Origin of the sequence: Zhihengliuella flava (assembly GCF_015751895.1) — a bacterium.
GTDB lineage: Bacteria > Actinomycetota > Actinomycetes > Actinomycetales > Micrococcaceae > Zhihengliuella > Zhihengliuella flava.
In genome coordinates, this window is record NZ_JADOTZ010000001.1 from 2,017,067 (window position 1) to 2,033,163 (window position 16,097).

Annotated in this window: 14 protein-coding genes; 9 read left to right on the plus strand and 5 right to left on the minus strand. The window is 66.8% G+C overall.

The window, feature by feature from the left end; genetic code table 11:
- The first annotated feature begins 171 nt into the window (after positions 1-171).
- Entirely contained in the window at positions 172-1,500 is a 1,329-nt protein-coding gene (locus tag IW252_RS09340; protein WP_196837211.1) for an MFS transporter, read from the plus strand.
- Between the two features lie 169 nt (positions 1,501-1,669).
- Entirely contained in the window at positions 1,670-1,894 is a 225-nt protein-coding gene (locus IW252_RS09345) for a PLDc N-terminal domain-containing protein (RefSeq protein WP_231365976.1), read from the plus strand.
- Between the two features lie 8 nt (positions 1,895-1,902).
- Here the strand turns inward: IW252_RS09345 and IW252_RS09350 are convergent, their stop codons facing one another.
- Positions 1,903-2,904 carry a LacI family DNA-binding transcriptional regulator gene (locus IW252_RS09350; protein ID WP_331271501.1) on the minus strand — a complete coding sequence of 334 codons (1,002 nt, stop codon included), beginning with the start codon at positions 2,902-2,904 and terminating at the stop codon, positions 1,903-1,905.
- A 206-nt stretch (positions 2,905-3,110) separates the two neighbouring features.
- On the opposite strand from IW252_RS09350, the gene rhaI reads away from it, so the two are divergent.
- Genes rhaI through IW252_RS09370 form a run of 4 tightly spaced genes read left to right on the plus strand, consistent with a single transcriptional unit; the run spans position 3,111 to position 8,809 of the window.
- Positions 3,111-4,277 (plus strand): L-rhamnose isomerase, encoded by a 1,167-nt coding sequence (gene rhaI, locus IW252_RS09355; RefSeq protein ID WP_196836311.1) that lies wholly within the window; start codon positions 3,111-3,113, stop codon positions 4,275-4,277.
- Positions 4,278-4,282: 5 nt separating this feature from the next.
- Entirely contained in the window at positions 4,283-5,200 is a 918-nt protein-coding gene (locus IW252_RS09360; RefSeq protein ID WP_196836312.1) for an alpha/beta hydrolase, read from the plus strand.
- A 46-nt stretch (positions 5,201-5,246) separates the two neighbouring features.
- The gene (locus IW252_RS09365) at positions 5,247-7,289 is read left to right on the plus strand and encodes a bifunctional aldolase/short-chain dehydrogenase (protein ID WP_196836313.1); all 2,043 of its coding nucleotides are present in this window, start codon (positions 5,247-5,249) and stop codon (positions 7,287-7,289) included.
- A gap of 53 nt (positions 7,290-7,342) precedes the next feature.
- Positions 7,343-8,809 (plus strand): rhamnulokinase, encoded by a 1,467-nt coding sequence (locus IW252_RS09370; protein ID WP_196837212.1) that lies wholly within the window; start codon positions 7,343-7,345, stop codon positions 8,807-8,809.
- A 104-nt stretch (positions 8,810-8,913) separates the two neighbouring features.
- Here IW252_RS09370 and IW252_RS09375 read toward each other — a convergent pair whose 3' ends face one another.
- Entirely contained in the window at positions 8,914-9,663 is a 750-nt protein-coding gene (locus IW252_RS09375; protein WP_196836314.1) for an IclR family transcriptional regulator, read from the minus strand.
- 174 nt (positions 9,664-9,837) lie between these two features.
- On the opposite strand from IW252_RS09375, the gene IW252_RS13730 reads away from it, so the two are divergent.
- The 3 genes from IW252_RS13730 to IW252_RS09390 are packed head-to-tail and all read left to right on the plus strand — an operon-like array spanning position 9,838 to position 12,791.
- Complete coding sequence (locus IW252_RS13730; RefSeq protein ID WP_196836315.1) at positions 9,838-11,205, plus strand: RraA family protein; 1,368 nt, start codon at positions 9,838-9,840, stop codon at positions 11,203-11,205.
- Complete coding sequence (locus IW252_RS09385) at positions 11,190-12,539, plus strand: TRAP transporter large permease subunit (protein ID WP_196836316.1); 1,350 nt, start codon at positions 11,190-11,192, stop codon at positions 12,537-12,539. Before IW252_RS13730 ends, IW252_RS09385 begins: the two co-directional genes overlap by 16 nt.
- A 9-nt stretch (positions 12,540-12,548) precedes the next feature.
- Entirely contained in the window at positions 12,549-12,791 is a 243-nt protein-coding gene (locus IW252_RS09390) for a hypothetical protein (protein ID WP_196836317.1), read from the plus strand.
- 313 nt (positions 12,792-13,104) lie between these two features.
- Here the strand turns inward: IW252_RS09390 and IW252_RS09395 are convergent, their stop codons facing one another.
- From IW252_RS09395 to IW252_RS09405, 3 genes are all read right to left on the minus strand, one after another.
- Positions 13,105-14,433 carry an MFS transporter gene (locus IW252_RS09395; RefSeq protein WP_196836318.1) on the minus strand — a complete coding sequence of 443 codons (1,329 nt, stop codon included), beginning with the start codon at positions 14,431-14,433 and terminating at the stop codon, positions 13,105-13,107.
- Between the two features lie 55 nt (positions 14,434-14,488).
- Positions 14,489-14,851 (minus strand): L-rhamnose mutarotase, encoded by a 363-nt coding sequence (locus tag IW252_RS09400; RefSeq protein ID WP_196836319.1) that lies wholly within the window; start codon positions 14,849-14,851, stop codon positions 14,489-14,491.
- Positions 14,852-15,222: 371 nt separating this feature from the next.
- Positions 15,223-16,035 (minus strand): endonuclease domain-containing protein, encoded by an 813-nt coding sequence (locus tag IW252_RS09405; RefSeq protein WP_196836320.1) that lies wholly within the window; start codon positions 16,033-16,035, stop codon positions 15,223-15,225.
- Positions 16,036-16,097: the final 62 nt, after the last annotated feature.

Genomic DNA, 16,097 nt, shown 5'->3' on the forward strand with positions numbered 1-16,097 from the left:
CGAGGTGGTGAGGTGTGCCACACTCTACTGTGACGCACTGCAATAATGCAGTTCACATTCATCACTTGAGATCGTCGAAGACGACGGCGGGGGCGATGGTTCGCCGCCGAGGAGTACACCGTGAAAACCCAAAAGCACCATTCCGAGAAGGCGAACCAGCGCCGCGTGGCGATGGCCACCCTCGTGGGTACCACCGTTGAGTGGTACGACTACTTCATCTACGCCATGGCCGCCGGCCTGGTGTTCTCGCAGGCCTTCTTCGAGCCGGTCGGCTCCGAGCTCAGCCTGCTGATTTCCTTCGCCTCCGTGGGCATTAGCTTCCTCTTCCGCCCGCTCGGCGCCTTCCTCGCCGGCCACTACGGTGACAAGATTGGCCGCCGCGCCATGCTGGTGCTGACGCTGGTCCTCATGGGTGGCGCCACCACCGCCGTCGGCCTCCTGCCGACCTACCAGGAAGCCGGCATCATCGCGCCGATCATCCTGCTGCTCCTGCGCATCCTGCAGGGCCTGTCCGCCGGTGGCGAGTGGGGCGGCGCCGTCCTCATGGCCGTCGAGCACGCCCCGAACAACCGCCGTGGCCGCGCCGGTGCCTTCCCGCAGCTGGGTGCGCCGCTGGGCCTCGTGATGGCCTCCGGCATGATGGCCCTCATGTCCGGCGTGATCGCCCCGGGTGATGCCTTCGCCGAGTGGGGCTGGCGCATCCCCTTCCTGTTCTCCTTTGTCCTGATCATCCTTGGCTACATCGTCCGCCGCGCGGTCGACGAGTCCCCGGTGTTCCAGGAGATCGCGGAGAAGAAGCAGCAGTCCTCCGTCCCGGTCATCACGCTGTTCCGCAAGCACGCCCCGCTGGTCATCGTGGCCGCCCTGGTCTTCGCCGCCTGCAACGCCGCCGGCTACATGGCCACCGGCGGATTCATCCAGAACTACGCCGTCGAGAGCGTGGGGCTGGACCGCACGGACGTCCTCAACGCGGTGACCTATGGTGCCGTGATCTGGGCCGCTGCGACGTACGTGACCGCGGTTGCCTCCGACCGTTGGGGCCGCGTCCGCGTGTACCAGATTGGCCACGTGGTGCTGGCGCTGACCATCTTCCCGCTGTTCTGGCTGCTCAACACCGGCCAGATTGAGATGTTCTACCTGGGCCTGACCCTGTTCGCGCTGGGCCTCGGCGGAACCTACGGTCCGCAGGCAGCCCTCTATTCGGAGATGTTCCCCGCCTCGATCCGCTTCTCCGGCGTGTCCATCTCCTACGCGATCGGCTCCATCATCGGTGGCGCGTTCGCGCCGACGATTGCCGCCTTCTTGGTGCAGCAAACCGGTACGACGACGTCGGTTTCCTTCTACCTGTTGGCTCTGACGGTGGTCTCGCTGGTGGCCGTCTCCCTCATTCGGGACCGCAGCGGGCTCAACCTGTCCATCAACAACGAGGCCGAGCAGGCGGTGGGCGCCCTCGTCACGGACAAGCGCCCCATCCCGGCCCCGGTCAAGGAAACGGTCTAACGTTCGGGAAAGTCACGCTCCACTCACGCGTCCGCGAGTCCAGCTTGGTGCTGGGCTCGCGGACGCGTTATAGGGTCAGGGGCGTGGGTGGCGGCATTCTCACGGGACGGCGCCTCAACATAGGGTGGGGCGCAACCGGTACCCCCGTCAGGAACAGCGCAAGGAGAACATGGTGGCGAAGAAGAAGAGCTTCTCAGAACTGACCAATAGCGAAAAGTGGCGCGTGATCGTCCTCGGCACGGCGCAGGTGGCCCTGCAGTTTGTGGCGCTGAAGGACTTGGCCGAGCGCCCGCAGTCGGAGGTCCGCGGGCCGAAGGCGGCGTGGGTGGCCGGTAGCTTCCTGAACTTTATTGGCCCGCTGGCCTACTTGGTGGCCGGCCGCATTAAGCGCTAGGACCGCCCTCAGCGGGGAGTCGAGCTGGCGCGCGCGATGAGCTCCGGCTCAAAGACCGTGCGTTCGCTGGCCGTATCTCCCAGCAACATCCGTACCGCCGTCTTGCCGAGTTGTTCGGCGGGGCGGCGGATGGTGGTTAACGGCACGATCGCGCTGGAGGCGAACTCGATGTCGTCGTACCCCACCAACGCCACGTCCTCCGGGATGGAGTAGCGGCCATCCATGATGAAGCCCTGCAGGGCACCGGTGGCGAGGAGGTCGTTAGCGCAGAAGATCGCGTCCGGCAGGCGGTCCCGTTGCACCAGGTCTAGGATGGCCGCCCGGCCGCTGAGGGTGGTCAGGGCGTCTGCCTCGAGGCGTTCGAGGCTCACGTCCCGGCCGTCCGCGGTGGCCGCGGCCACCGCTTCCTGCGCGCCGCGCCAGCGGTCCGCCACCTGACGCAGTTCGCTGCGCGCCGCGAGGAACGCAATGCGCGTCCGGCCCGTGTTGATGAGGTGTTCGACGGCGATCCGGCCCCCGTGGACGTCGTCCACCGATACGGAGCCGTAGTCCTGCGTTTCGGCATCGCGGTCCACGAGCACCGTGTTGACGCCGTGGTGCGCCAGATCGGTCACCCGCGGGGCGCTCTCGCCCACCGGGCTGAGCAGGATGCCCTGCACCCGCTGCTCCTCAAAGAGATCGAGGTAACGCGCCTCGCGGCGAGAGTCCTCGAGGCTGCTGGCGAGGAGGAGGGAGAAGTTGTGCGCGGTGGCCTCTTCTTCGGCGCCGCGGGCGAGCGCGGCATAGAACGGGTTGGACGCATCCAACACCACCAAGCCGATCGTGCGGCTGTGCCCGGCCCGGAGCTGGCGGGCGGCGTCGTTCCTGACAAAACCCAGCTCGGCGATGGCCCCCTGGACCCGCTCGCGTGTGTGCTCGGAGACCCGGTCCGGGTTGTTGAGCACGTTGGAGACGGTGCCGACGGACACGCCGGCGCGGTCCGCGACGTCTTTCACGCTCGCTGTTCTCACTGAACATCTCTCCTTGAGGGGGCGCCCCTTGACAGCAGGTGTGCTCCATCCTACATTTGAAACGTCTAAGTGAAACGATTCAAGCTGGATTGTTCGGCTCACGCTGAGGATCTGGGTCATCGGCACAGACTGACCACCACCAACCGCACGCGGGAGAGGATGGGCGCAACGCCGCATCCATCCGCCCACACCAGGAGGCATGCGCAATGACCGACCTGTCCGCCATCGAAGAGCAGCTGAACCGCCTGGAGATCGAGGTCCCGTCCTGGGCCTACGGCAACTCCGGCACCCGCTTCAAGGTCTTCGCGACCGAGGGCACGCCGCGCACCGTCGAGGAAAAGATCGCCGACGCCGCCCAGGTGAACCGCCACACGGGCCTCGCGCCCGCCGTCGCGCTGCACATCCCGTGGGACAAGCACGACGACTACGCCGGCCTGCGCCAGTACGCGGCGGATCTGGGGGTGCAGATCGGCACCATTAACTCCAATACGTTCCAGGACGATCAGTACAAGTTCGGTTCGCTGACCCACCATGACCCGGCCGTGCGCCGCGCAGCGATCGACCACCACCTCGAGTGCATCGAGATCATGACCGCCACCGGGTCCAAGGACCTGAAGATCTGGCTGGCCGACGGCACCAACTACCCGGGCCAGCAGGACATGCGCCAGCGCCAGGACAGCCTGACCGAGTCGCTCGAGGAAATCTACGCCGCGCTCGGCGACGAGCAGCGCATGGTGCTCGAGTACAAGTTCTTCGAGCCGGCGTTCTACCACACCGACGTTCCGGACTGGGGCACCTCCTACGCTCAGGTGGCCGCGCTCGGCGACAAGGCGAAGGTGTGCCTGGATACCGGCCACCACGCGCCCGGAACCAACATCGAGTTCATCGTCATGCAGCTGCTGCGCCTCGGCAAGCTCGGCTCCTTCGACTTCAACTCGCGCTTCTACGCGGACGATGACCTGATCGTCGGCGCCGCGGATCCGTTCCAGCTGTTCCGCATCATGGTGGAAGTGGTGCGCGGCGGCGGCTTGGACGAGGGCAGCGACCTCGGCCTCATGCTGGACCAGTGCCACAACATCGAGGAGAAGGTCCCCGGCCAGATCCGCTCCGTGCTCAACGTGCAGGAGATGACGGCCCGGGCCCTGCTGCTGGACCAGGAGGCGCTCTCCGCCGCCCGCCAGAGCAATGACGTACTGGCTGCGCACCAGATCTTCATGGACGCGTTCTACACGGACGTTCGCCCGGCCCTCGCGGCCTGGCGCGAATCCCGCAACCTGCCGGCCGACCCGATGGCCGCTTACCTCGCCTCCGGCTATCAGGACACGATCCGCGCCGAGCGCCAGGGCGGCCAGCAGGCCAGCTGGGGCGCGTGATCTAGGTGCCAGGGCTCCAGGCCGCCGCCGTGCGGGAGCAGGTGCTTGCCGGCCCGCACGGTGATCTCACCGTGCGGGTGTACGGGGTGAATGCGCCGACGACGCCGCCCGCCGGGGAGTCCGCCCCGCGCCCGGCCCTCGTGTGGGCCCACGGCGGAGCCTTTGCGGCCGGCGACCTGGACATGCCCGAGGCCGATTGGGTTGGTCACGAGCTGGCCGGCCGCGGCGTCGTCGTCATCTCCGTCGACTACCGGCGGGCACCAATGAACGGCCAAGAGCGCTGGGGTGGTGAGGTGCGCGCCGGCGTGCACTACCCGGTGCCGCACGACGAGCTGGAGTTCGCCTGGGCCTGGGTCCGCGAGCACGCGGCCAGCCTCGGCGTCGACCCGGACCGGGTGGCGATCGGCGGCGCCAGCGCGGGGGCCAACCTCGCCGCCGGGGCCACCGTGGCGATGCTGCACGACGGCGCCCGCCGGGCCGCCGTCGGCGCGCTCCCGTGGCAAGTCCTGCTGGCCTACCCGACGCTGCACGCGATTCAGCCTCCCGTGCCCGCAGACCTGGCCCAAGCCCTGGCCGGGGCGGGGCTGAGCGAACAGTTCGCCCCCGACGCCGTCCGCGGGTTCTACGAGAACTACCTCGGCGCCGCCGGTCCCGCCGAGCGGGCCCCGCTGAAGGCGGTCCCGGGGACCGCCGGTCCCGGCCAGCTGGCGGGCTTTCCGCCGACCGTGATCGACGCCGCCGAGCTGGACGAGCTGCGCGTTTCCGCCGCCGCGTTCAGCCACACGCTGGGGCGGGCGCGGGCCGACGTCGTCCTCACCACCGAGCCCGGGGCAACCCACGGCTACCTGAACCGACCCGACGAGGAACCGGCGGCTGCGCGGACGATCGCACGGTTTGCCCAACGCCTCACCCACCCCTCCTGACCTCACCCGTACACCCACGGACCACGAACCGATGAAGGAACACCTCATGAGCACGCAGAACCAAACTGTTGCTGACCTGATCGCCCGCTCCAACCGGCTGGGCGCCGACAAGCGCAACACCAATTACGCCGGCGGCAACACCTCCGCCAAGGGCACCGAGCAGGATCCGGTGACCGGAGAAAACGTCGAGCTGCTGTGGGTCAAGGGCTCCGGCGGCGACCTCGGCACGCTGGCCGAAAAGGGCCTGGCGGTGCTGCGGCTGGACCGCATGCGCGCGCTGGTGGACGTTTACCCCGGCGTCGAGCGCGAGGACGAGATGGTGGCGGCGTTCGATTACTGCCTGCACGGCAAGGGCGGCGCCGCGCCGTCGATCGATACGGCGATGCATGGGCTCGTCGATGCCGCGCACGTGGATCACCTGCACCCGGATTCGGGCATCGCGATCGCCACTGCCGTGGACGGGGAGAAGCTGACGGCCGAGATCTTCGGCGACAAGGTGGTGTGGGTCCCCTGGCGCCGCCCCGGTTTCCAGCTGGGCCTGGACATTGCCGAGATCAAGCGTGCCAACCCGCAGGCGATCGGCTGCATCCTCGGTGGCCACGGCATCACCGCGTGGGGTGAGACGGCCGAGGAGTCCGAGGCCAATTCGTTGCACATCATCCGCACCGCCGAGCAGTACATCGCGCAGAACGGCCGCAAGGACCCGTTCGGCGCTCCGAAGGCCGGCTTTGGGGCGCTGCCGGAGGCCGAGCGCCGCGCCAAGGCGGCCGCGCTGGCCCCGGTGATCCGCGGGCTTGCCTCGGCCGACAAGCCCCAGGTCGGCCACTTCACCGATTCCGAGGAGGTCCTCGAATTCCTCGGTTCCGAGCGCCTCGCGGAGCTTGCGGCCCTGGGCACCAGCTGCCCGGACCACTTCCTGCGCACCAAGGTGAAGCCGATGGTGCTGGACCTGCCGGCCGACGCGTCCATCGAGGACGCTAAGGCCCGCTTGGCTGAGCTACACGCCGCCTACCGCGAGGACTACGCCGCGTACTACAACCGCTACGCGGACGATGCCTCGCCGGCCATGCGCGGTGCGGACCCGGCCATTGTGCTGGTGCCCGGCGTGGGCATGTTCAGCTTCGGCAAGGACAAGCAGACCGCCCGCGTCGCGGGGGAGTTCTACGTCAACGCGATTAACGTGATGCGCGGCGCCGAGGCGATCTCCACCTACGCCCCGATCGACGAGTCAGAGAAGTTCCGCATCGAGTACTGGGCGTTGGAGGAGGCCAAGCTGGCGCGTATGCCGAAGCCCAAGCCGCTCGCCACGCGCATCGCGCTGGTCACCGGCGCCGCCTCCGGGATCGGCAAGGCCATCGCCGAGCGCTTGGCCGCCGAGGGCGCCTGCGTGGTCATCGCTGACTTGGACCTCGAGAAGGCGCAGGCCGTCGCCGCGGAGATCGGCAGCACCGACGTGGCCGTCGGCGTCCGCGCGGACGTCACCAACGAGGATGAGGTCGCCGCCGCCATCCAAGAGGCCGTGCTGGCCTTCGGTGGCCTGGATCTGGTGGTCAACAACGCTGGCCTGTCCCTGTCCAAGGCGCTGTTGGAGACCTCGGTCAAGGACTGGGACCTGCAGCACAACGTGATGGCCAAGGGCTCCTTCTTGGTCTCCCGCGAGGCGGCCCGCGTCCTGATCGACCAGCAGATGGGCGGCGACGTCGTCTACATCTCCTCCAAGAACTCCGTCTTTGCGGGACCCAACAACATTGCCTACTCGGCCACTAAGGCGGATCAGGCCCACCAGGTGCGGCTGCTGGCGGCCGAGCTCGGCGAGCACGGCGTCAAGGTCAACGGCATCAACCCGGACGGTGTGGTGCGCGGCTCCGGCATCTTCGCCGGCGGTTGGGGCGCCAAGCGTGCCGCCGTCTACGGCGTGGAGGAAGAGGATCTGGGCAAGTTCTACGCCCAGCGCACCCTGCTCAAGCGCGAGGTCCTGCCGGAGAACGTGGCGAACGCCGTGTTCGCGCTCTGCAGCTCCGACCTGTCCCACACCACCGGCCTGCACATCCCGGTGGACGCCGGCGTGGCCGCCGCGTTCCTGCGCTAAGGGCGCCGGTAGTGAGTACGACGACGCAGGGCGCTGCCGCCGGTGCCGGCGTGATGATCGCCGTGGACATCGGCGCATCCTCGGGCCGCGTCATCATCGGGCGGTTGCCGGACGCGACCAGCGGCGCGGAGCCCGGCCAGCTGGCCATGGAGGTGGTGCATCGCTTCCCGAACGGGGTGAGCGAGGTGGACGGCTCTCTGCACTGGGACGCTGAGGGCATCTTCGCCGAGGTGACCGCCGGCCTCAAGGCGGCCGCCGCCGTCGTCCGGGAAACGGGCGAGCGGGTGCTCTCCATCGGCATCGACACGTGGGCCGTGGACTACGGACTGCTGGACGCCGACGGCCGACTCGTGGGGCCACCGCATGCCTACCGGGACTCGCGGACGGACGCGACGATCGATCGCGTGCACGCCGCCATCAGCCCCGAGCGGTTGTATGCCGTGGGCGGCATGCAGTTCCTGCCGTTCAACACGGTGTACCAGCTGGCGGCCGAGCAGGATCTGGCGGGCCAGCGCGCGCTGCTGATCCCGGACCTGTTGGCCTATTGGCTCACCGGCGTGGAGCGGACCGAGGAGACCAACGCGTCCACCACCGCGCTGTTTGATGCGCGGGAGGTGGCGTGGTCCGCCGAGGTGTTCGACGCCGTCGGCGTCCCGCAGTTGTTCGCTGAGCTGATTGCCCCGGGGCAGGCCTACGGAACCCTGCGCACGGAGGTGGCTGCCGCGACCGGGCTGGCCGCCGACGTCCAGGTGGTGGCGGTGGGATCGCATGACACGGCCTCCGCCGTGGCGGCGGTGCCCGCGGCCGACGCCCACTTCGCCTACGTGTCCTCGGGGACCTGGTCCCTGGTGGGGCTTGAGCTCGAGGAGCCCGTCTTGAGCGAGGCGAGCCGGGCGGCGAACTTCACCAACGAGCGCGGTGTGGACGGCACGATCCGGTACCTGCAAAACGTGGGTGGGCTGTGGCTGCTGCAGGAATCCATGCGGGACTGGGCCGAGCAGGGGCGCGAACGCGAGCTGACGGACCTGCTGGCCGCGGCGGCCGAGCTGGACGCTGGCCCCGTGGTGGATGCCAACGCCGCGGAGTTCATTGCGCCAGGGCAGATGGCCGGGCGGATCCGTGCCGCCGTCGAACGCGCCGGTGACACCCTGCCCGCGGCTCCGGGCGAGGCCGACGCGCTGGGTGCGGCCTCCGGCGTCGACCCCGATCAGGCCGCCACGGTGCGCTGCATCATGGACAGCCTGGCGGCCGGATACGCGGCCTCGCTCGCCGCGGCGGCTGAGCTGTCCGGCCAGCGCCCGCAGGTGGTGCACATTGTGGGCGGCGGTTCGCAGAACACGTTGCTGTGCCAGCTGACCGCTGACGCGACCGGGCTGCCCGTGCTCGCCGGGCCGGTCGAGGCCACGGCGCAGGGCAACCTGCTGGTGCAGGCCCGGGCGGCGGGGCTGATCTCCGGCGGACTGGCGGAGCTGCGCCGGGCCGTCGCCGCTGATCTGGTGCGGTACCAGCCGCGGGCCTAGGTCCGGACGGCAACCCAAGGGCGTGGCCCCGCACAACGTGTGCGGGGCCACGCCCTTTCTGTGTTGGGTGACCGCGTGATTGGGCCGCGGCCGTGGCGATTTAGTTACATTTGCTCACCGATGGTCCGCGTGGCGTTCATCAGTTGAGGTCGCAGTTCCGTCATTTCTTCCGGGGAAAGGGTGTCATCGTGGGCCACGATGTTCACGGCACCAGCGATCTCGCCGTCGACCGTTCGGATTGGCGCGGTCAAACTGACAGTTCCGAGGTGTCGTTCGGACACGCTGAGATAGTAGCCGCGCGTGCGAATCACATCGATTTCGCGCTCGAGATCTTCTCGAGTTTGATTCCGGCCGTTGGCTAGTTCCTGGCTGTGAAAGCCCTCCATGACCTCCTGAAAGTCAGCCTCCGGGAGAAAAGCGAGCAGTACCTTGCCACCGCCGCGAGTGAGCTCGAGTCGATGGCCGATCGGGAGTTGGTAGCGCAGGGGCTGAGGCGCCTCGACCCGGCACGTCAGCACGCGGGAGTCTCCGGTGCGGACGTAAATGGAGGACGTCAACCCCGAACTGGCCGTCAGCCCTTGCAAGACGGGGAATGAGGCGACGCTCAGCCGGTCTTGAAGCGTGAAGGCGCGCGCCAAGGACAGCACCGAGGGGCCGACGACGTATCCGGCATCTGTGGTGCGCAGGTATCCCCGACCAACCAGCGTCGCGGCAATGCGCTGGGCCGTGGCAAGGTGCAGGCCCGTTTCGCGAGAAATCTGACTCAACTTCACGGGACTGCGAACCGTGCTGACGTAATCAACGATGTCCAGTGCTCGCTCGACGGTTCGTCCTCTGTTGGTGCCGTCTGTCATGCGTTGCCTCTCGCTTAGTGGGTGCTCAACCTCCATTGTGGCAAGGATTATCCGCTAGCTGAATGTTCTCTGTCCTCATGCGCCGCTTGACATCACTGTGTGTTGCGCCACTATGATGAGTTCTCGATCTCACAGAGTGAGAGTAGCAATCAACCAACGATAGGAGCACTCGTTATGCGAGTAGCGGTATTGGGCCTAGGCGAGGCCGGTCGAGTCTTCGCGGAGGGTTTTGCTGATCGTGGTCACGATGTGGTGGGTTTTGACCCTGCGGATGTCAGCGTGGACACCCGGATTCAGCGCAGCCGATCGGTCGCAGAGGCCGTCACGGGGGCGGACGTCATTCTGAGCCTCACGACGGCGGCACATGCGGTCACCGCGGCGACTGAGGCCGCCCAGGGCGCGCGTAGTGGCGCGATCTACATCGATGTGAATGCGGGAGCGCCAGCCCTGAAGGAGGCAGTCCGCGACGCCATCCAACGTCCTGACGTCAGCGTTGTCGATGGTGCCGTCATCGGGTCTGTGCGGAGTTTGGGTGTTGGCGTTGAAGTCTTGCTGGCCGGCTCGGCCGCCGAAGAAGCGGCACAACAGCTGACTCTCTTGGGTGGTAACCCGAATGCCATAAGCGACGTTCTGGGCGATGCGTCGCGCCGCAAGTTGCTGCGCAGCGTGTTCATGAAAGGCCTTGGCGCGTTAATTAGCGAGTCGATGGACGCCGCTGACGCAGCAGGCGAGCACGATTGGATGGAATTCCAGATCGCCGAGGCCCTGGCCGATGGGGTAGCAGGTGTCGAGCGATTGCACACAGGCACCCATCTGCACGCAGCGCGTCGCGCGCGGGAACTGTCGGACAGCCTTGCGGGGCTCGGTGGGTCCGAGTCAGCCTGGCCCATGACGAGCGCCGCGCGAAACTACCATCTGCGGTCGTCCCATTCGACGATGGATCTCTCGGTTCGACTCGCGGCCATTCCGACGGCCGCGTTGGGCGACGCCGGTGATCGGCTGGGACTTTTGCACTCCGCAGTCAAGCCGGTATGGGAGGCGCCAGCGGTCGCAGGCCGGGCCCTGACTGTGTGGACCAGGCCGGGAGACAATGCGGCGGTCCATCAGGCGCTAGAGCAAGCCCGCCCCGGGGATATCCTGATGGTTGCTGGTGGTGGTCATCTTGAACGAGCGCTCATGGGCGAACTGATTGGAGAGCGCGCGGTGTCGAAGGGGATCCGCGCGTTTATCACGGACGGAGCTGTTCGAGATGCCGAAGAACTAGCCCGAATTGGCTTCCCCGTGTGGTCCGCGGGGGTTTCGCCAGCGGGGCCGTACAAAGACGGTCCGGGACGCGTGGATGTTCCGATCTCAATCGGTGGTGTTGTCTGCCTTCCGGGAGACTATGTTGTGGCGGACGCGGACGGGGTGATCGTGATTCCGGGCGCGCAGGCCGAAACTCTTGCCGCACGCGGAGAAGCAGTCCTCGAGGATGAAGCTCGTCGCCGGCGGGAGATCCTGCGGGCGCGTGAGTCAGGAGAAACGTCATGCCCACAGCGCTGATCGCACTCTTCGTTTTCGTTGCGGTCATCGTCGTCTGGAACGTGATCGTCAAACGCAATATGGGCGAGGCGATGATTCTTGGTTTCCTGTCGACGCTCATTTTTGCCGGAACGGCGGCTCCGTCGGTTGCTGCGGAGTCATTGGTAGAAGCCACAGAATCTGAAGTGTTGTATGCCGCCGCGGCCTTCGTTTTTATGACCTACTTCGTGGAGAAGGTCGGTGTCATTGGAAAGCTCGTGGGCATTCTCTCGTCGGCACTGGGGCGCTTCCGCGGTGGTCCGGCGCTCGTCGATACGGTCACCTCTGGTGTCATGGGTGCGTTGGCTGGCGGCTCGAACACGGGCAATGCCGCGGCATCAGGTTCGATCACTGGGCCTTGGCTGATCAAGGCGGGTTGGACGCGGTCGCGCGCTGCCACGGTCATTGCTGGCAACGCCGGATTGGGTGCCGCGCTTCCGCCAAGCGCATCCATGATCATCATGATTGGCTTCGCAGGGTCCATGGTGACGACGAGCCAGGTCTACGTGGCCCTTTTGGTGGCGGGTCTCTATCAAGTGGCGTGGCGCATTCTGCTGACTCTCTGGTTCGTGAGGAAAGACGGCATTCCGGCCAATGCTATGAACGGGGCGGGTGCGGTCTCGCAGAACTGGCGTACCGGCTGGACCTCGACGCTCATATTCCTCGGCGCTTTGATTCCTATCTTCGTAACGGTTGGCCCGTTGGCCGATGCTTTGCGGTCAACCGGGCGCTATGGCGAATCTCTCGACGAGATCTCACTGATTGTGTGGATTCCCATCCTGATTATTGCCATTAGTGCTGCGGTGGGTTGGCGCGAACTGCCGCGCTCCGTGGCCGGGTGGTGGTCGTTCTTCCGCGATAGCGTGCCGCACTTTTTCACGATCGGTGTTTTGCTGTATTTCGCGATCGCAGCCAGCCAGGTCCTCGACCGGCTGGGACTGGCCGCGGACGTTGATCAAGTGATCGGGGGCCTGAACATCCCGGCATGGCTCTTGGTCACCGTCGTGGGATTCATGGTGGTTTTGGTGGCTGGCCCGCTGTCATCAACGGCGACGCTGTCCGCGGTTGGTCAGGTCTCACTGGTGACGCTCGTGGGCGCCGGTATTGATCCGCTTCTGGCCGTCATTGCCCTCCTCGTTTTTGCCTCGACCGAGGGTGCTTCGCCCCCGGCGTCGGGGTCGATCTTCGTCGCTTGCGGTATCACTGGTGCCAAACCGGAGAGCACTTTCATCCCGCTCATCATTTACTACGTGCTGCCGATCACGCTACTGGGCGTGCTCATTGCCACGGGTGTCGTGCCCGTGCCTCTTAGCTAGGAGTTAGAAATGCGTCAAACGATGAATCAGGTTCTGACCTCACTGTATGCAGTGGCGATGATCGTCTTCCTCGTGCTGGCCTTCGGGCTGGTACTGACCCAGGCCGCCGGGCTCTTCTTCGGCCAAGGACAGTGGATCGCTGGCGCCTCGGAAGCGTTGCTTCGACCGGCCATTATCACGGCTGTCGTCGCGGGTCTCTTTGGTTTCGCTGTGTTCAATGTCCGTGGCACGTCCGAAAAGGAACAGGACTAGGAGGCCATTTCAGGCTGTTCACGAGGGGGCGTGGCCCCCGCACAACGTGTGCGGGGGCCACGCCCTTTCTGTGTTGGGTGACCGCGTGGATGGGACCACGGCCGTGGCGACTGCCGTGAGTGCAGATGGGCGCTTGGCGCCGCGCACGGTCACGGCGCGGCGTAGATCTGCTGCGCCAGCTCGATCATCGCCTGCGCGCCTGCCGACTCACAGCTGTAGCGCACCGTAAATCAGGCAGCGAAAAGCCCCGGTACCAACCAGCCTGAGGGGAAAGGGGGCGTGGTTGGGACCGGGGCTTTGCGATCCGCCGGACTTACTGCCTGTCGGCGGTGGTCTGCTGGGCGGTGGCCTGTGGGGCCTCGCCCGGTGCGGCGCCGTAGCGCTCGGCCTCAATCTCCTCGAGGGTGCGTCCGCTGGTGTTGGGTGCGCCAATCCAGCCGATGATCATCGCGGCAACCAGCAGGGCGATCATGATGACGCCCACGAAGGCGACGCCCTGTTCGGCCAGCATGGTCGGGAACCAGTAGCTGAGCACGCCCACCAAGATGCGTGCCACGAAGAACAGCACGCCCTGGGCGCTGGCCCGGTACTTGGTGGCGAACATTTCTGCGGCCCACAGCGCGTAGAAGGCCTGGGCGCCGATGCCGGCGGAGACGCCCCAGAGGACGGCGAAGAGGATGAGCATCGGCATGGTGATGTTGGCGAAGACCAGCAGGATCCATGCGGCGATGCCCAGAATCGCACCGATGACGTAGAGCTTGCGGCGGCTCATCCGGTCCGCAAACTTCATGAAGCCGAAGTAGGTGGCGGCCACCGTGCAGGTCCACAGCAGCACCTGCAGCAGGTTCTGCTGCGTGCCGGACTCGACACCGGCGGACTCGTAGACGCGCGGCATGAAAATGCCCATTTGCCCGGCCACCAGGTTCCAGAGGGCGTAGACGCCGGTGAGGAAGAGCAGGGCCTTGACGTTGTTCTTGTTCAGCAGCAGCTCGCGGTAGTTGCGGCGCTTGATGCCCGTGGACGCCTCCGTGGCCAAGCGTTCTTCGTTGGACTTCTTCCACGTGTTCGATTCGCCGAGGCCGCGCCGGACCCACCAGGTGATGAACGCGACCACAAAGAGGTGCGCAAAGATTATGCGGGAGCCGAGCAGACCCAGCGGGACCACGAGTGTGGCGAAGAGGAACACCAAGGCCGGGCCGAGGGACCAGGCCAACTGAGCCGAGCCGACGTGCTTGGCGCGGTCCGTGGCCGGGGCTTCCTCCGCAATGTAGGTCCAGGCCACGGGGACACCGGCGCCGACGGCGATGCCGGTCAACACCACGCCGGTCAGCAGCATGGCTGGGTGGGTGGCGAAGACCACCAGCAGCGTGCCCAGCATGTAGACCACTAGGTCATAGGTGTAGATGAACTTGCGGCCGAAGCGGTCTCCGGCCCAGCCGCCGAGCAGGGCGCCGACAGCGGCGCCGAAGGCGTTGGCGCTGATGGCGGCGACGAGGCCGATGATCAGGTTGGAGAAGCCGAAGTACTCCTGCCAGAAGCCGAGGGAGGTGGCCAGAGCGATGATGGAGCCGGCTTCGATGTAGTTGGACATGGCGACGGCGATGGTCGCCTTCCAACCAGTGACCTTGGGTTTGGTGGACATCAGGTTCCTTTGGGACAGGTGCGAATCCGGCGGCGTCGATGCCCCCGGAAGCGATTTATGCGAGTCGGAAGTAGGGCAGCAGCGCCTCTTGGACGCTGCCTTCGACGAAGTACTGGGCCATCTCGGCTTGCCAGCGGGTGTTCACCGGATCGGCGCCCATGGCGGCTTGGGCCGCGGCGACGTCGTCGGCCTCGAAATAGCCGACGACGAGGCCGTCCTCCTCGCGGAGGAAGAGGGTGTAATTACGCCAGCCGTGGCGGCTCAGGGCCTCCAGCATCTCCGGCCACACGCGCTGGTGGACGTCGACGTACTCGGCGAGCTTGTCCGGACGCACGTGCAGCAGGAACGCCGCGCGGGTGCCGGTCACCTCGCTGGAGAGCTGGACCAGATCCTCGAGGGAGCTGTTGTTCGTGCCCATGTCGACTCCTTTGCAGTCATGGGATGAATCGATTCAAAGCGTATGCCGAACCGCCGCATTGCGTGCGTCATCACGTGGCCGTGTGATGCCTATCGCTGTGACACATCTATCCTACTCCCATTTTGAGACGTTTCAACCGAGCTGTCCGGTCCCTCACCTGACCTGCGGGGATGGGCTAAGACGCGTCGATCATTTGGCCCCGTTCTTCGCTGCTTCGTCGCCGTCGATGTGCCGCTCTGCGGGTTCTGCGGCACGGACAACGGGGCCATGTGGCGCAGAGCGTGACTGCAGCCGCGGGCGCCCGGCCACGTGACGCTGCGCGTGGCAGCGCGTGACCGGCCGGCCGCCCACCGGCCATGCGGCGCACACGGCTAGCGCAGCCGGGCCAGCACCGCGGCCACCTGCGCCTTGACGCCGTCCGGGTCATTCCAGATCTGCTCGGCCCGGAAGCGCAGCGTCACGAAGTGGCCGGCGGACGCCTGGTTGGTCCGGTCCATGTCCCGGCGCCACTGCTCCCGGTTGCCATGAAACTCGTAGCCGTCCGCCTCGATGATGAGATACCCCTCGACGAGGAAATCCACGCGCCCGATTCCCGGCAGGTGGGCCTGGGCCACGTAACGGACGCCCAGTTCCTCCAGCAGCAGCCTGAGGTTGACCTCGAGGATGGATTCCGATGTGCCCCGAACGCGCCTCAGATACCGGCGGGCCGGCCCGGTCTTCGTGCCGAGGAGGGGGAGGACATCCGCGGTGCTGAGGCCGAGTGTCACCACGGCCGATTCGACGAGGGGAATGCTCTCCGCCGGTGGCAGGCAGCCGAGCGCGTGGGCGCAAACCTCGGCGAGTGGTAGCACGAGTGCGCCCCGGATACCGCGGTCTGCGTACCGGCGGTGGGCGATCACTGCGCCCGGCGTCGGATCGCCCTGAATCACCGCGACGTGCGCCTGACGGGGCGTGCGCCGCACCCACAGCCCCAGGCGCGCGGCCGCGGAAACACACGTGAGCGCGCCACCCAGCGAGGCCGCGGCGCGCACGTCCGGGGGCGCCTCGCGGTGGGCGAGGACGCCGTGCCGCACGCGGTCATGCTCGCGCTGCAGGCGTTGGTACTGGCTTGGGGTGAAGCCCTCCGCGAGGAAGTCTCGGCGGCGCACCACGAGCCGGCGAGTCAAGAATTCTTCGGGTTCCATGCCCTCATCATGGGTCCGAGGCCGCGGCGGTGCCGGGCCACCCGGCCGAGATGTGGAGGGCT

Coding starts and splice junctions, on each gene's coding strand:
- IW252_RS09340 (WP_196837211.1), top strand. CDS start 172: ATGGCCACCCTCGTGGGTACCACCGTTGAGTGGTACGACTACTTCATC.
- IW252_RS09345 (WP_231365976.1), top strand. CDS start 1,670: ATGGTGGCGAAGAAGAAGAGCTTCTCAGAACTGACCAATAGCGAAAAG.
- rhaI (WP_196836311.1), top strand. CDS start 3,111: ATGACCGACCTGTCCGCCATCGAAGAGCAGCTGAACCGCCTGGAGATC.
- IW252_RS09365 (WP_196836313.1), top strand. CDS start 5,247: ATGAGCACGCAGAACCAAACTGTTGCTGACCTGATCGCCCGCTCCAAC.
- IW252_RS09370 (WP_196837212.1), top strand. CDS start 7,343: ATGATCGCCGTGGACATCGGCGCATCCTCGGGCCGCGTCATCATCGGG.
- IW252_RS09375 (WP_196836314.1), bottom strand. CDS start 9,663: ATGACAGACGGCACCAACAGAGGACGAACCGTCGAGCGAGCACTGGAC.
- IW252_RS13730 (WP_196836315.1), top strand. CDS start 9,838: ATGCGAGTAGCGGTATTGGGCCTAGGCGAGGCCGGTCGAGTCTTCGCG.
- IW252_RS09385 (WP_196836316.1), top strand. CDS start 11,190: ATGCCCACAGCGCTGATCGCACTCTTCGTTTTCGTTGCGGTCATCGTC.
- IW252_RS09390 (WP_196836317.1), top strand. CDS start 12,549: ATGCGTCAAACGATGAATCAGGTTCTGACCTCACTGTATGCAGTGGCG.
- IW252_RS09395 (WP_196836318.1), bottom strand. CDS start 14,433: ATGTCCACCAAACCCAAGGTCACTGGTTGGAAGGCGACCATCGCCGTC.
- IW252_RS09400 (WP_196836319.1), bottom strand. CDS start 14,851: ATGGGCACGAACAACAGCTCCCTCGAGGATCTGGTCCAGCTCTCCAGC.
- IW252_RS09405 (WP_196836320.1), bottom strand. CDS start 16,035: ATGGAACCCGAAGAATTCTTGACTCGCCGGCTCGTGGTGCGCCGCCGA.